Origin of the sequence: Lelliottia sp. WB101 (genome assembly GCF_003051885.1) — a bacterium.
Classification (GTDB): domain Bacteria; phylum Pseudomonadota; class Gammaproteobacteria; order Enterobacterales; family Enterobacteriaceae; genus Enterobacter; species Enterobacter nimipressuralis.
Genome location: NZ_CP028520.1, coordinates 2,660,898 through 2,675,438 on the forward strand (window position 1 = coordinate 2,660,898; position 14,541 = coordinate 2,675,438).

Sequence of the window (14,541 nt, forward strand, 5' to 3'; positions counted from 1 at the left end):
CGCGATGTTTAACAAAATTCTGGTGGTGTGCGTGGGGAACATTTGCCGTTCCCCCACGGCTGAACGGCTGCTGAAAAATTATCAGCCCGATCTGGTGGTGGACTCCGCAGGGCTGGGGGCGCTGGTGGGGAAGGGGGCGGATGAGCGCGCAACGAGCGTGGCGAAGTCGCATAACCTCTCCCTCGACGGGCATGTGGCCCGTCAGGTCTCTGGCCGGATGTGCCGGGAGTACGATCTGATCCTCGCGATGGAAAAACGCCACATTAGTGCGCTGTGCGAAATCGCACCGGAGATGCGCGGCAAAGTGATGCTGTTTGGTCACTGGGACAGTGAGCGCGAAATTCCCGATCCGTATCGCAAGAGCCGTGAGGCATTTGAGGCGGTTTATACCTTACTAGACCAGTCTGCCCAACAGTGGGCGCAGGCACTGAAAGCTCAGCAGGGATAACAATGACAGAAAAAACAAAACCTTCTGCCGCCCCGATCTCGGGCAGTGATGAAATTGATATTGGCCGTCTGGTCGGGACGGTGGTCGAGGCGCGCTGGTGGGTGCTGGGCATTACCGCGGTTTTTGCCATCGCCGCCGTGATCTACACCCTGTTTGCTACGCCTATCTACAGTGCCGATGCGCTGGTGCAGATCGAGCAAAACTCCGGTAACTCACTGGTGCAGGATATCGGTTCAGCGCTGGCGAATAAGCCACCGGCGTCCGATGCGGAAATCCAGCTGATTCAGTCGCGCATGGTCCTCGGTAAAACCGTTGACGATCTCGACCTGGATATCGCCGTCAGCAAAAACACCTTCCCGGTGTTTGGTGCCGGTTGGGACCGACTGATGGGGCGTCAAAACGATACCGTTAAAGTCACCACCTTTACCCTGCCAAAAGGTTCGGCGGATCAGGTGTTCACCCTGACGGTGCTCGGCCCTAAGCAGTATGAACTGACCAGCGATGCGGGCTTTAGCGCACGCGGCGAAGTGGGGCAATTGCTGTCTAAAAACGGTGTCACCATGATGGTCAGCGCCATTCAGGCGGCTGAGGGCGGTGAATTTACCGTCAGCAAATTCTCGACGCTTGGCATGATCAACAATCTGCAAAACAACCTGACCGTCACCGAAAATGGCAAAGACACGGGCGTGCTGAGCCTGAGCTTCACCGGTGAAGATAAGGAGATGATCCGCAACGTCCTGAACAGCATTACCCGTAACTACCTTGAGCAGAACGTGGAGCGCAAGTCGGAAGAGGCGGCGAAGAGCCTCGCTTTCCTCGCGAAACAGCTGCCGGAAGTGCGTACCCGTCTGGATGACGCGGAGAACAAACTTAACGCCTATCGCCAGCAGAAAGACTCTGTCGATCTGCCGCTGGAGGCGAAATCGGTGCTCGATTCGATGGTTAACATCGATGCCCAGTTAAACGAGCTGACCTTCAAAGAAGCGGAAATCTCCAAGCTTTACACCAAACGCCACCCGGCTTACCGCACGCTGCTGGAAAAACGCCAGGCGCTGGAAGATGAGAAATCGAAACTCAACAACCGCGTCACCGCGATGCCGAAAACCCAGCAGGAAATTGTGCGTCTGACACGCGATGTGGAGTCGGGCCAGCAGGTGTACATGCAGCTGCTGAATAAACAGCAAGAGCTGAAAATCACCGAAGCCAGTACCGTCGGTGACGTGCGCATCGTTGACTCCGCTATCACCCAGCCTGGCGTGCTGAAACCGAAGAAAGCGCTGATCATTTTCGGCAGCATTATTCTCGGCCTGATGCTCTCCATCGTCGGTGTGCTGCTGCGCTCCCTGTTCAACCGCGGTATCGAAAGCCCGCAGGTCCTCGAAGAGAACGGTATCAGCGTCTATGCCAGCATTCCGCTGTCGGAATGGCAGAAATCGCGCGATAGCGTCAAAACGGTCAAAGGGGTCAAACGTTACAAACAGAGCCAGCTGCTGGCCGTGGGTAACCCAACGGATCTGGCGATTGAAGCGGTGCGCAGCCTGCGTACCAGCCTGCACTTCGCCATGATGCAGGCCAAAAATAACGTCCTGATGCTCACCGGGGTCAGCCCGTCGATTGGTAAAACCTTCGTGTGTGCCAACCTCGCGGCGGTAATCAGTCAGACCAACAAACGCGTGCTGCTGATCGACTGCGATATGCGAAAGGGCTACACCCACGAGCTGCTTGGCACCAACAACGTCAACGGTCTGTCGGAAATTCTGCTCGGCAAAGGGGAGATCAGCCAGTGCGCCAAGCCGACCTCCATTACCAATTTTGACCTTGTGCCGCGCGGCCAGGTGCCACCGAATCCGTCCGAACTGCTGATGAGCGAACGTTTCGCACAGCTGGTGAAATGGGCGAGTGAACACTACGACCTGGTGCTGATTGATACGCCGCCAATTCTGGCCGTCACCGACGCCGCGATTGTTGGCCGCCACGCCGGGACCACCCTTATGGTGGCGCGCTATGCGGTGAACACCCTGAAAGAGGTGGAAACCAGCCTGAGTCGCTTCGAGCAGAACGGCATCGAAGTGAAAGGGGTGATTCTGAACTCTATCTTCCGCCGCGCAACCGGGTACCAGGATTACGGGTATTACGAGTACGAATATAAGTCTGACAGTAAATAATCGTTTTCCCTCACCCTAACCTTAATTCCCTCTTCCAGTGGGAGAGGGCAGGGGTGAGGGCAACAAGCCATCCGGGGAATAAAATGACAACACCACGCCCTTTGATCTCCATCTATATGCCAACCTGGAATCGTCAGCAGCTGGCGATCCGTGCGATTAAATCGGTTTTACGTCAGGACTATGACCACTGGGAATTGATCATCGTGGATGATTGCTCGTCATCCTTCGAGCAGTTGCAAAAATTTGTCACCGAGCTGAACGACCCGCGCGTGATGTATACCCACAACGCCATCAACTCCGGGGCGTGCGCGGTGCGCAACCAGGCGATTTTGCAGGCGAAAGGGGAGTTCCTGACCGGAATCGATGACGACGACGAGTGGACGCCTAACCGTCTGTCGACCTTCCTGGCGCATAAACATCAGCTGGTCACCCACGCGTTTCTGTATGCCAACGACTATGTCTGCCAGGGCGAAGTTTACTCCCAGCCTGCCAGCCTGCCGCTGTACCCGAAATCGCCGTACTCGCGCCGTCTGTTTTACAAACGCAATATCATCGGCAACCAGGTCTTTACCTGGGCATGGCGCTTTAAAGAGTGCCTGTTCGATACGGAACTGAAAGCGGCGCAGGACTACGACATTTTCCTGCGCATGGTGGTGGAGTATGGCGAACCCTGGAAAGTGGATGACGCCACGCAAATTCTGCACATCAATCACGGTGAAATGCAGATCACCTCATCGCCGAAAAAATTCTCCGGCTACTTCCACTTCTATCGCAAGCATAAAGACAAGTTCGATCGTGCCAGCCGTAAATATCAGCTGTTTACCCTCTATCAGATCCGCAATAAGCGCATGAACTGGCGCACGCTGCTGACGCTCTTTTCCGTGCGAAACACTAAGCGTCTGGCCGACGGGCTGCGGGGGAAATAATGATTCTGGAAGATTGCCGCGCAAACAGCTGGAGCCTGCGCCCGTGCTGCATGGTTCTGGCGTATCGCATCGCCCATTTCTGCTCCGTCTGGCGCAAGAAGAATGTGCTCAATAACCTGTGGGCAGCGCCGGTTCTGGTGCTGTACCGCATCATCACTGAATGCCTGTTTGGCTATGAAATCCAGGCGGCGGCCACCATCGGACGACGTTTTACCATTCACCACGGCTACGCCATCGTTATCAATAAATTCGTGGTCGCGGGTGATGATTTCACCGTTCGCCACGGCGTCACTATCGGTAACCGTGGCCCGGACAGCCTGGCCTGCCCGGTGATTGGCAACAACGTCGAGCTGGGGGCCAATGTGGTGATGATTGGTGAGATTACCGTTGGCAACAACGTCACCGTTGGCGCGGGGAGCGTGGTGCTGGACAGCATCCCGGATAACGCGCTGGTGGTGGGTGAAAAAGCCCGCGTGAAGGTGTTGAAATGAATATTCTGCAATTTAACGTCCGTCTTGCCGAAGGCGGGGCGGCCGGCGTGGCGCTGGATCTGCATCAGCGTGCGCTGCAAAAAGGGTTCAAGTCCCGCTTTGTGTATGGCTACGGCAAGGGCGGTAAAAAAAGCGTTAGTCATGATAACTATCCGCACGTCCTGAAGCAGACCCCGCGTCTGACATCGGTGGCCAACATCGCGCTGTTTCGTCTGTTCAACCGCGATCTGTTCGGCAATCTGAATAACCTCTACCGCACCGTGACGCGCACCCCCGGCCCGGTGGTTCTGCATTTCCACGTTATGCACAGCTACTGGCTGAAACTCGAAGAGGTGGTTGCCTTTTGTGAAAACGTGCAGGCGCACAAGCCGGACACCACGTTTGTCTGGACCCTGCACGATCACTGGAGCGTTACCGGACGCTGCGCGTTCACCGATGGCTGCGAAGGCTGGAAAACGCACTGCCAGAAATGCCCGACGCTCAGCAACTATCCGCCGGTGAAAGTGGATCGCGCGCACCAGCTGGTGGCGGGAAAACGTCAGCTGTTCCGCGACATGATGGCCCTTGGCTGCCACTTTATCTCCCCGAGTCAGCACGTGGCGGATGCCTTTAACAGCCTGTATGGCGTCGGGCGCTGCAAAATTATCAATAACGGCATTGATGTGGCGACCGAAGACATTCTGGCGGAACTCACGCCGGTGGCAGTGACGCCGGGTAAGCCGAAAATTGCGGTGGTTGCGCACGATCTGCGCTACGACGGCAAAACCAATCAACAGCTGGTGCGCGACATGATGGCGCTCGGCGACAAAATTGAGCTGCACACCTTCGGCAAATTCTCGCCGTTTGAAGGGCCGAACGTGATTAATCACGGCTTTGAGACGGATAAACGCAAGCTGATGAGCGCCCTGAACGGCATGGACGCGCTGGTGTTTAGCTCTCGCGTGGACAACTACCCGCTGATTTTGTGCGAAGCGCTCTCCATCGGCGTGCCGGTGATCGCCACCCACAGCGACGCCGCGCGCGAAGTGCTGGAGAAATCAGGCGGGAAAACTTTCAGCGAGCACGAGGTGTTGCCGCTGGTGCAACGACCAAAAGCCGAGATCGCGCAGGCTGTTTTTAACACCAGCCTGGAATCGTTCCGCAACCGCAGCCGCAAGGCTTACAGCGGTGAACAGATGCTGGAGGAGTATGTCTCGTTCTATCAGAATCTGTAGCTACCTGCTGTTGCCGCTGATTTATCTGCTGGTTAACGTCAAAATTGCCCAACTGGGCGAAAGCTTCCCGATCACCATCGTGACTTTCTTACCGCTTTTGTTGCTGCTCTATGTCGACAAAATTAGCGTGAAGAAACTGATGATTGCTCTGGGGCTGGGTTTTGGCTTAACGGCATTTAACTACATCTTTGGTCAGTCGCTGGATGCCAGCAAGTACGTCACCTCCACCATGTTATTTGTCTATATCGTCATTATTATTGGCATGGTGTGGAGTATTCGGTTTAAAACTATTTCGCCGCACAATTATCGGAAAATCCTTAGGTTCTTTTATATTGCCGTTGCGTTCATTGTTATGCTTGCCGCTATGGAAATGGCGCAAATTATTTTGACCGGCGGCAGTAGCCTGATGGAGATGATTTCGAAATATCTGATTTACAGTAATAGCTATGTTCTGAACTTCATTAAATTTGGTGGCAAACGCACCACTGCGCTTTATTTTGAACCGGCGTTTTTTGCTCTGGCACTAATCTCAATTTGGCTCAGCATCAAACAGTTTGGTATCAAAACCCCTAAGACCGATGCTATGATTCTTGCAGGGATTGTTCTGTCAGGCTCTTTCTCCGGGGTAATGACATTTATCTTGTTTTACCTGCTGGAATGGGCCTTTCAGTACCTGAATAAAGACGCGATTAAGAAAAAACTACCCCTGGCTATCATTTCATTAGCCGTATTTTTAGTGGGTATTGTTTTTGCATTCCCCTACATCGCCACGCGTCTCGGTGATTTAGGCACGGAAGGTTCGTCATCATATTATCGTATCATTGGGCCACTGGTGATGGTGGGGTATTCATTAACTCATATTGATGGCGTAGTCAGATTTGGCTCACTTTACGAATATGTTGCATCATTCGGAATCTTTAACGGTGCGGATGTCGGTAAAACCATAGACAATGGGCTGTATCTGTTAATTATTTACTTTTCCTGGTTCGCCGTACTGTTAACAGCATGGTACCTGTTTAAAGTGTTCAAAATGATGATTAACGCGTTTGGTGATAATCAGAATTTCCGTGTGCAGCTTTATCTTTTTACGCCGGTGTCGCTGTTTTTTACCGGGTCAATATTTAGCCCGGAATATGCATTCTTAATTGTCTGTCCGTTTATTCTGCGCAAAGCGCTTAATATTACGAACGTATGACGAAACGAGGTGGTTTATGTTTCTTAGCGTCATTACAGTCGCTTTTCGCAATCACGAAGGGGTCGTCAAAACCTGGCGCTCGCTGCGCAATCTGGCTCGCGATCCCAGCCTCACGTTTGAATGGATTGTGGTCGACGGCGGCTCTGACGATGGCACCGCGGAGTTTCTGGAAAAACTTAACGGTGAGTTCAACTTACGTTACATCAGCGAGAAAGATAAAGGCATTTACGATGCGATGAATAAAGGCATCGACATGGCGCAAGGGCGCTATGCGATCTTCCTCAATTCCGGTGATGTTTTCCACGACGATGTGGCATTGTTTGCCCGTCAGCTGTCGCGCCAGAAAGAAGAAGCGATGTTTATCGGTGATGCGCTGCTCGATTTCGGCGATGGCACAAAAATTCGTCGTAGCGCCAAAAGCGGCTGGTATATCTACCACAGTTTGCCTGCCAGCCATCAGGCGATTTTCTTCCCGACGGCGGGCCTGAAAAAGCACCCGTACGATTTGCAATATAAAGTGTCATCTGATTATGCACTGGCCGCCAGTCTGTATAAATCCGGTTATCCGTTCCGTCGAATTAAAGGGCTGGTATCGGAATTCTCGATGGGTGGTGTGTCAACCTCGAATAATCTGGAATTATGCCAGGATGCTAAAAAAGTCCAGCGCAACATATTGCGCGTGCCGGGCTTCTGGGCGGAATTATCCTATTTATTACGTCTGAAAACGACGGGCAAAACGAAAGCCTTATATAACAAAGCCTGAATATAAGGAAAGGTGATGCAGGATCTCAGTGGTTTTACCGTCCCGAAAGGTTTTCGCGGTGGAAATGGAATAAAAGTGCAGCTGTGGTGGGCGGTGCAGGCAACATTATTTGCCTGGTCACCGCAGGTGCTGTATCGCTGGCGAGCCTTTTTGCTGCGTTTATTTGGCGCAAAAATTGGCAAAAATGTGGTTATTCGCCCGTCCGTGAAAATTACCTATCCCTGGAAATTAACCCTCGGTGATTACGCCTGGGTGGGTGATGACGCGGTGTTATATACCCTGGGCGATATTACGATTGGCGCCCACTCTGTGGTGTCACAAAAGTGTTATTTGTGTACCGGCAGTCACGATTTTATGAGTCAGCATTTCGATATTAACGCCACGCCTATTGTGATTGGCGAAAAATGCTGGCTGGCGACAGATGTTTTTGTTGCACCTGGTGTTTCTGTTGGCGATGGCACCGTTATTGGCGCCCGCAGCAGCGTTTTTAAATCGCTACCGGCAAATAAGATTTGCCGTGGCAACCCCGCAGTGGTGATACGCGAACGCGTTGAAACTGATTAAATTCGATAAGTAGAGGAATATAAACATGTCTAAAGTCGCTCTCATCACCGGCGTTACCGGGCAGGATGGTTCTTATCTGGCGGAGTTTCTGCTGGAGAAAGGGTATGAAGTTCACGGCATTAAACGCCGCGCTTCTTCGTTCAACACCGAACGTGTGGACCACATCTATCAGGATCCGCATGCTGCAAACCCGAAATTCCATCTGCACTACGGCGACCTGACCGACAGCTCCAACCTGACCCGTATCCTGCAGGAAGTGCAGCCGGATGAAGTGTACAACCTGGGCGCAATGAGCCACGTGGCTGTCTCCTTCGAATCCCCGGAATACACCGCAGACGTCGATGGTATGGGCACGCTGCGCCTGCTGGAAGCCATCCGCTTCCTGGGTCTGGAAAAGAAAACCCGTTTCTACCAGGCATCCACCTCTGAGCTGTACGGCCTGGTGCAGGAAATCCCACAGAAAGAGACCACGCCGTTCTACCCGCGCTCTCCTTACGCTGTCGCCAAACTCTACGCTTACTGGATCACCGTGAACTACCGCGAATCCTACGGCATGTACGCCTGTAACGGCATTCTGTTCAACCACGAATCTCCACGTCGTGGCGAAACCTTCGTAACCCGTAAAATCACCCGTGCGATCGCTAACATCGCGCAGGGCCTAGAATCCTGCCTGCACCTCGGCAACATGGACTCCCTGCGTGACTGGGGCCATGCGAAAGACTACGTGAAAATGCAGTGGATGATGCTGCAGCAGGACAAACCGGAAGATTTCGTGATTGCCACCGGCGTGCAGTACTCCGTGCGTCAGTTCGTTGAAATGGCAGCCGCACAGCTCGGTATCAAACTGCGCTTTGAAGGCACCGGTGTAGAAGAGCGTGGTGTGGTGGTTTCTGTGACCGGTCACGATGCACCGGGCGTGAAACCGGGCGATGTGATTGTTCAGGTTGACCCGCGTTACTTCCGTCCTGCGGAAGTGGAAACCCTGCTCGGCGACCCAACCAAAGCGCACGAAAAACTGGGCTGGAAACCGGAAATCACTCTGCAGGAGATGGTCTCTGAAATGGTTGCCCACGATCTCGAAGCAGCGAAAAAACACTCCCTGCTGAAGTCCCATGGCTACGAGGTTGCCATCGCGCTGGAGTCCTGAGTCATGACCAAACAACGTATTTTTGTCGCCGGTCATCGTGGAATGGTGGGATCGGCCATCGTTCGCCAGCTGGAACAGCGTGGCGATGCAGAGCTGATTCTTCGCACCCGCGACGAGCTGAACCTGCTGGACAGCCAGGCGGTGCAGCAGTTCTTTGCTAACGAACGTATTGACCAGGTGTATCTGGCGGCGGCGAAAGTGGGCGGCATTGTCGCCAACAACAGCTACCCGGCGGATTTCATCTACGAAAACATGATGATCGAGAGCAATATCATTCACGCGGCGCATCTGCACAACGTGAATAAGCTGCTGTTCCTCGGTTCATCCTGTATCTACCCGAAGCTGGCCAAACAGCCGATCGCTGAGAGCGAGCTGCTGCAGGGCACGCTGGAAGCGACGAACGAGCCGTATGCCATCGCCAAGATTGCCGGGATCAAACTGTGCGAGTCCTATAACCGCCAGTATGACCGCGACTATCGCTCGGTGATGCCGACCAATCTGTACGGCCCGCACGATAACTTCCACCCGAGTAACTCGCACGTGATCCCGGCGCTGCTGCGCCGCTTCCACGAAGCGACCGCCGCCAACACGCCTGATGTGGTGGTGTGGGGCAGCGGGACGCCGATGCGCGAATTCCTGCATGTGGATGACATGGCTGCCGCCAGCATTCACGTGATGGAACTGGATCGCGAGGTGTGGGCTGAAAACACCCAGCCGATGCTGTCGCACATCAACGTTGGCACCGGCGTGGATTGCACCATTCGCGAACTGGCGCAGACCATCGCCCAGGTGGTGGGCTACAAAGGCCGCGTGGTGTTCGACGCCACTAAGCCCGACGGCACACCGCGTAAATTGCTGGACGTGACGCGTCTGCACCAGCTCGGCTGGTATCACGAAGTGTCGCTCGAACAGGGACTGGCGAGTACGTACCAGTGGTTCCTGGAAAACCAGCATCGCTTCCGGGGGTAATCATGTTTTTAAGTCAGGAAGATTTTGCCACGGTAGTCCGCTCCACTCCGCTGATCTCCATCGATTTGATCGTGGAGAACGAACGCGGTGAGTTTCTGCTCGGTAAACGCACCAATCGCCCGGCACAAGGATTCTGGTTTGTTCCGGGAGGACGCGTGCAAAAGGATGAGACGTTAGACACTGCGTTTGAACGTCTCACCCTGGCGGAGCTGGGGCTGCGTCTGCCGATGGCGGCAGGCCAGTTTTACGGGGTTTGGCAGCACTTCTATGACGATAACTTTTCCGGCACCGGTTTTAGCACCCATTACGTGGTGCTCGGTTTTCGCCTGAAGGTGAGTGAGGCAGACCTGCGTCTGCCTGATTCTCAGCACGACGATTACCGCTGGCTGGAACAGGCCGCGCTGCTGGCCAGTGACAACGTTCACGACAACAGTCGCGCCTATTTCCTGGCGGAACGTCAGGCTGAGGTGCCGGGACTATGAAGATTTTGGTCTACGGCATCAACTACTCGCCGGAGCTAACCGGTATCGGTAAGTACACCGGTGAAATGGTCGAATGGATGGCCCGTCAGGGTCACGAGGTGCGGGTCATTACGGCCCCGCCTTACTACCCGGAATGGAAAGTCGGCGAGCGCTACTCCAGCTGGCGCTATCGCCGCGAGCAGGGGGACGCGACCGTCTGGCGCTGCCCGCTGTATGTGCCGAAACAGCCCTCGACGCTAAAACGCCTGCTGCATTTGGGAAGCTTTGCTCTGAGCAGTTTCTTCCCGCTGATGGCCCAACGCCGCTGGAAGCCGGATCGCATTATTGGCGTGGTGCCGACGCTGTTTTGCACGCCAGGCATGCGCCTGCTGGGCAAACTCTCTGGCGCACGCACCCTGCTGCACATCCAGGATTATGAAGTCGACGCGATGCTCGGCCTCGGTATGGCCGGGAAAGGCAAAGGCGGGACAATCGCGAAACTGGCCAGCGCCTTTGAGCGCAGCGGCCTGCATAACGTCGATTACGTCTCAACCATCTCGCGCTCGATGATGAACAAAGCGCAGGAAAAGGGCGTCCCGGCGCAGAAAGTGATCTTTTTCCCGAACTGGTCCGAAGTGGCGCGTTTTCGCGACGTAACCGAGAGCGATGCGATGGCGTTACGTACCCAGCTCGGTCTGCCTTCTGATCAAAAAATCATTCTTTACTCAGGGAACATCGGGGAAAAACAGGGGCTGGAAAGCGTTATCGACGCCGCGCAGCAGCTTCGCAATCACCCGTGGATGTTTGTGATTGTCGGGCAGGGCGGTGGCAAAGCCCGGCTTGAGAAAATGGTCAGCGAACGCGGCCTGAACAACGTGAAATTTTTCCCGCTTCAGTCTTATGAAGCGCTGCCAGCCCTGCTGAAGATGGGCGACTGCCACCTGGTCGTGCAAAAGCGCGGCGCCGCAGATGCGGTACTGCCCTCCAAGCTGACCAACATTTTGGCCGTCGGCGGCAATGCGGTGATCACCGCCGAGCCGGAGACCGAGTTAGGCCAGTTGTGTGACAGCTATCCGGGGATCGCCGTTTGCGTTGAGCCGGAGTCGGTAACGGCGCTGGCCGCCGGAATTGAACAGGCTCTCGCGATGCCAAAAGAGAACACGGTGGCACGTGATTATGCCGAACGCACGCTCGAAAAAGAGAACGTGCTTAGCCAATTTATTGCAGATATACGGGGATGAATAATGAGTCAGAATAAATTGTACCCGGTCGTGATGGCGGGTGGCTCCGGTAGTCGGTTGTGGCCGCTGTCCCGCGTGCTCTATCCCAAGCAGTTCCTCTGCCTGAAAGGGGAACTCACCATGCTGCAAACGACGGTTTCTCGTCTGAACGGCGTGGAGTGCGAAAGTCCGGTGGTGATTTGCAACGAGCAGCACCGCTTTATTGTCGCCGAACAGCTGCGTCAGCTGAATAAGCTGACGGAGAACATCATTCTGGAACCGGCAGGCCGTAATACCGCCCCGGCGATCGCTCTGGCGGCACTGGCCGCGCGACGCAGCAGCCCCGATTGCGATCCGCTGATGCTGGTGCTGGCGGCTGACCATGTGATTCAGCAGGAAGACGCCTTCCGTAACGCGGTGCGCGCCGCCATTCCTTATGCCGAAAGCGGCAAACTGGTGACCTTCGGCATCGTGCCGGATCTCCCGGAAACCGGCTACGGCTATATCCGTCGCGGCGATGTAACGACCGGAGAAGGCGACAGCGTGGCCTTTAACGTGGCGCAGTTTGTCGAAAAACCGAATCTGGAAACCGCTCAGGCCTATGTCGGCAGCGGCGAATACTACTGGAACAGCGGGATGTTCCTGTTCCGCGCCGGGCGTTATCTGGAAGAGCTGGAAAAATATCGCCCGGATATTCTCCGCGCCTGCGAAAAAGCGATGGCGGTGGTAGACCCGGATCTCGACTTTATCCGCGTGGATGAAGCGGCGTTCCTCGCCTGCCCGGAAGAGTCCGTGGACTACGCGGTAATGGAACGCACGGCGGACGCGGTGGTGGTGCCGATGGATGCGGGCTGGAGCGATGTCGGCTCCTGGTCCTCTCTGTGGGAAATCAGCGCCCATACGGCGGAAGGCAACGTCCATCATGGCGATGTTATCAGCCATAAAACCGAAAACAGCTATGTCTATGCGGAATCCGGCCTGGTCACCACGGTCGGCGTCAAAGATCTGGTGGTGGTACAGACCAAAGACGCGGTGCTGATTGCCGACCGTAACTCCGTCCAGGACGTCAAAAAAGTCGTTGAGCAGATTAAAGCTGATGGCCGTCATGAGCATCACATTCACCGCGAAGTGTACCGTCCGTGGGGCAAATATGACTCCATCGACGCGGGCGATCGCTATCAGGTGAAGCGCATTACCGTGAAACCGGGCGAGGGGCTTTCTGTGCAGATGCATCATCATCGTGCGGAACACTGGGTGGTGGTCGCGGGGACGGCGAAAGTCACCATTGATGGTGAGATCAAACTGCTTGGTGAAAACGAATCTATCTATATTCCGCTGGGCGCGACGCACTGTCTGGAAAACCCAGGGAAAATTCCTCTCGATCTGATCGAAGTGCGATCCGGCTCCTATCTGGAAGAGGACGATATTGTCCGGTTCCAGGACCGGTACGGGCGGGTTTAGCACCGGTTTACAATGCCCGGTGGCATGGCGCCATCCGGCAAATAATGACAACGATAATTTTTGGCCACTTTCTGGTCAGGGCCGACTGTTGCCTGAAGAAGGGTAAAAACATGAATAAGTTAACCTGTTTCAAAGCCTACGATATTCGCGGCAAATTGGGTGAAGAGCTGAATGAAGATATCGCGTGGCGCATTGGCCGCGCGTACGGCGAATACCTGAAACCGAAAACCATTGTGCTCGGCGGTGATGTGCGTCTCACCAGTGAAGCGCTGAAACTGGCGCTGGCAAAGGGCCTGCAGGACGCCGGTGTGGATGTACTTGATATCGGCCTGTCCGGCACCGAAGAGATCTATTTCGCCACTTTCCACCTGGGCGTGGACGGCGGCATCGAAGTCACCGCCAGCCATAATCCGATGGATTACAACGGCATGAAGCTGGTGCGCGAAGGCGCGCGCCCGATCAGCGGCGACACCGGGCTGCGCGACGTGCAGCGTCTGGCGGAAGCCAACGACTTCCCGCCGGTGAACGACGCCGCGCGCGGCAGCTATCAGCAGATTGATCTGCGCAACGCGTATATCGACCATCTGCTGGGGTATATCAACGTGGCAAACCTCAAGCCGCTGAAGCTGGTGATTAACTCCGGCAACGGCGCGGCGGGTCCGGTGGTGGACGCCCTTGAAGCCCGCTTTAAGGCGCTGAACGTGCCGGTCACCTTTGTTAAAGTCCACAACACCCCGGATGGCAACTTCCCGAACGGGATCCCGAACCCGCTGCTGCCAGAGTGCCGCGACGATACCCGCAACGCGGTAATCGAGCATGGCGCGGATATGGGGATTGCCTTTGACGGCGATTTCGACCGCTGCTTCCTCTTCGATGAAAAAGGCCAGTTTATCGAGGGCTATTACATTGTCGGCCTGCTGGCTGAAGCCTTCCTTGAGAAAAACCCGGGGGCGAAAATTATTCACGACCCGCGTCTCTCCTGGAACACCGTCGATGTGGTCAGCGCTGCGGGCGGCACGCCGGTGATGTCGAAGACCGGTCACGCGTTCATTAAAGAGCGCATGCGCGAAGAAGACGCCATCTATGGCGGCGAGATGAGCGCCCATCACTACTTCCGTGATTTTGCCTATTGCGACAGCGGGATGATCCCGTGGCTGCTGGTGACCGAGCTGCTGTGCCTGAAGGGACAAACCCTGGGCGAACTGGTGCGCGACCGCATGGCGGCGTTCCCGGCGAGCGGCGAAATCAACAGCAAGCTGGAACAGCCAGCCGAGTCTATCGCCCGCGTCGAGCAGCATTTTGCCCTGCACGCCCTCGAAATCGACCGTACGGACGGGATCAGCATGTCGTTCCCGCAGTGGCGCTTTAATTTGCGCTCGTCGAACACCGAGCCGGTGGTACGCCTGAACGTGGAGTCGCGTGCCGACGTTCCGCTGATGGAGGCACGAACGCAGGACATTCTGGCGCTGTTGAAACAGTGATCATTGCCCTCTCCCGATGGGAGAGGGAACCCGATA

The 14,541-nt window shown here is 55.3% G+C and carries 14 protein-coding genes; all 14 read left to right on the forward strand.

The window, feature by feature from the left end; all coding sequences use genetic code 11:
- Positions 1–4: 4 nt before the first annotated feature.
- The 14 genes from wzb (at position 5) to cpsG (ending at position 14,505) form a co-directional block, all read left to right on the forward strand.
- Entirely contained in the window at positions 5–448 is a 444-nt protein-coding gene (gene wzb / locus DAI21_RS12715) for a low molecular weight protein-tyrosine-phosphatase Wzb (RefSeq protein ID WP_100779606.1), read from the forward strand.
- 2 nt (positions 449–450) lie between these two features.
- Complete coding sequence (wzc, locus tag DAI21_RS12720) at positions 451–2,613, forward strand: tyrosine-protein kinase Wzc (protein WP_107703264.1); 2,163 nt, start codon at positions 451–453, stop codon at positions 2,611–2,613.
- Positions 2,614–2,696: 83 nt separating this feature from the next.
- Positions 2,697–3,539: a colanic acid biosynthesis glycosyltransferase WcaA gene (gene wcaA / locus DAI21_RS12725; protein WP_100779608.1), complete on the forward strand. Its 843-nt coding sequence runs from the start codon at positions 2,697–2,699 to the stop codon at positions 3,537–3,539.
- 2 nt (positions 3,540–3,541) lie between these two features.
- Positions 3,542–4,030: a colanic acid biosynthesis acetyltransferase WcaB gene (wcaB, locus tag DAI21_RS12730; protein WP_100780848.1), complete on the forward strand. Its 489-nt coding sequence runs from the start codon at positions 3,542–3,544 to the stop codon at positions 4,028–4,030.
- Positions 4,027–5,244 (forward strand): colanic acid biosynthesis glycosyltransferase WcaC, encoded by a 1,218-nt coding sequence (gene wcaC / locus DAI21_RS12735; protein WP_107703265.1) that lies wholly within the window; start codon positions 4,027–4,029, stop codon positions 5,242–5,244. The genes wcaB and wcaC overlap by 4 nt, the downstream gene beginning before the upstream one ends.
- On the forward strand, positions 5,219–6,439 hold the full coding sequence (gene wcaD, locus DAI21_RS12740) for a colanic acid polymerase WcaD (protein ID WP_100779610.1): 1,221 nt from the start codon (positions 5,219–5,221) through the stop codon (positions 6,437–6,439). Before wcaC ends, wcaD begins: the two co-directional genes overlap by 26 nt.
- 16 nt (positions 6,440–6,455) lie before the next feature.
- Complete coding sequence (gene wcaE / locus DAI21_RS12745) at positions 6,456–7,202, forward strand: colanic acid biosynthesis glycosyltransferase WcaE (protein ID WP_100779611.1); 747 nt, start codon at positions 6,456–6,458, stop codon at positions 7,200–7,202.
- 15 nt (positions 7,203–7,217) lie between these two features.
- The gene (wcaF, locus tag DAI21_RS12750) at positions 7,218–7,766 is read left to right on the forward strand and encodes a colanic acid biosynthesis acetyltransferase WcaF (RefSeq protein ID WP_102104095.1); all 549 of its coding nucleotides are present in this window, start codon (positions 7,218–7,220) and stop codon (positions 7,764–7,766) included.
- A 25-nt stretch (positions 7,767–7,791) separates the two neighbouring features.
- Entirely contained in the window at positions 7,792–8,913 is a 1,122-nt protein-coding gene (gene gmd, locus DAI21_RS12755) for a GDP-mannose 4,6-dehydratase (RefSeq protein ID WP_100779613.1), read from the forward strand.
- 3 nt (positions 8,914–8,916) lie between these two features.
- Complete coding sequence (locus tag DAI21_RS12760; RefSeq protein WP_100779614.1) at positions 8,917–9,882, forward strand: GDP-L-fucose synthase; 966 nt, start codon at positions 8,917–8,919, stop codon at positions 9,880–9,882.
- Between the two features lie 2 nt (positions 9,883–9,884).
- Entirely contained in the window at positions 9,885–10,364 is a 480-nt protein-coding gene (locus tag DAI21_RS12765; RefSeq protein WP_107703266.1) for a GDP-mannose mannosyl hydrolase, read from the forward strand.
- Positions 10,361–11,584, forward strand: coding sequence for a colanic acid biosynthesis fucosyltransferase WcaI (gene wcaI, locus DAI21_RS12770; protein ID WP_107703267.1), 1,224 nt, complete (start codon positions 10,361–10,363; stop codon positions 11,582–11,584). The genes DAI21_RS12765 and wcaI overlap by 4 nt, the downstream gene beginning before the upstream one ends.
- A 3-nt stretch (positions 11,585–11,587) precedes the next feature.
- Positions 11,588–13,024 (forward strand): mannose-1-phosphate guanyltransferase, encoded by a 1,437-nt coding sequence (cpsB, locus tag DAI21_RS12775; RefSeq protein ID WP_100779617.1) that lies wholly within the window; start codon positions 11,588–11,590, stop codon positions 13,022–13,024.
- 110 nt (positions 13,025–13,134) lie between these two features.
- The gene (gene cpsG / locus DAI21_RS12780) at positions 13,135–14,505 is read left to right on the forward strand and encodes a colanic acid biosynthesis phosphomannomutase CpsG (protein WP_107703268.1); all 1,371 of its coding nucleotides are present in this window, start codon (positions 13,135–13,137) and stop codon (positions 14,503–14,505) included.
- The last annotated feature ends 36 nt before the right edge of the window (positions 14,506–14,541 follow it).

Coding starts and splice junctions, on each gene's coding strand:
- wcaC (WP_107703265.1), top strand. CDS start 4,027: ATGAATATTCTGCAATTTAACGTCCGTCTTGCCGAAGGCGGGGCGGCC.
- wcaI (WP_107703267.1), top strand. CDS start 10,361: ATGAAGATTTTGGTCTACGGCATCAACTACTCGCCGGAGCTAACCGGT.
- wcaD (WP_100779610.1), top strand. CDS start 5,219: ATGTCTCGTTCTATCAGAATCTGTAGCTACCTGCTGTTGCCGCTGATT.
- DAI21_RS12765 (WP_107703266.1), top strand. CDS start 9,885: ATGTTTTTAAGTCAGGAAGATTTTGCCACGGTAGTCCGCTCCACTCCG.
- wcaE (WP_100779611.1), top strand. CDS start 6,456: ATGTTTCTTAGCGTCATTACAGTCGCTTTTCGCAATCACGAAGGGGTC.
- wzb (WP_100779606.1), top strand. CDS start 5: ATGTTTAACAAAATTCTGGTGGTGTGCGTGGGGAACATTTGCCGTTCC.
- wcaF (WP_102104095.1), top strand. CDS start 7,218: ATGCAGGATCTCAGTGGTTTTACCGTCCCGAAAGGTTTTCGCGGTGGA.
- wzc (WP_107703264.1), top strand. CDS start 451: ATGACAGAAAAAACAAAACCTTCTGCCGCCCCGATCTCGGGCAGTGAT.
- wcaA (WP_100779608.1), top strand. CDS start 2,697: ATGACAACACCACGCCCTTTGATCTCCATCTATATGCCAACCTGGAAT.
- gmd (WP_100779613.1), top strand. CDS start 7,792: ATGTCTAAAGTCGCTCTCATCACCGGCGTTACCGGGCAGGATGGTTCT.
- cpsG (WP_107703268.1), top strand. CDS start 13,135: ATGAATAAGTTAACCTGTTTCAAAGCCTACGATATTCGCGGCAAATTG.
- cpsB (WP_100779617.1), top strand. CDS start 11,588: ATGAGTCAGAATAAATTGTACCCGGTCGTGATGGCGGGTGGCTCCGGT.
- DAI21_RS12760 (WP_100779614.1), top strand. CDS start 8,917: ATGACCAAACAACGTATTTTTGTCGCCGGTCATCGTGGAATGGTGGGA.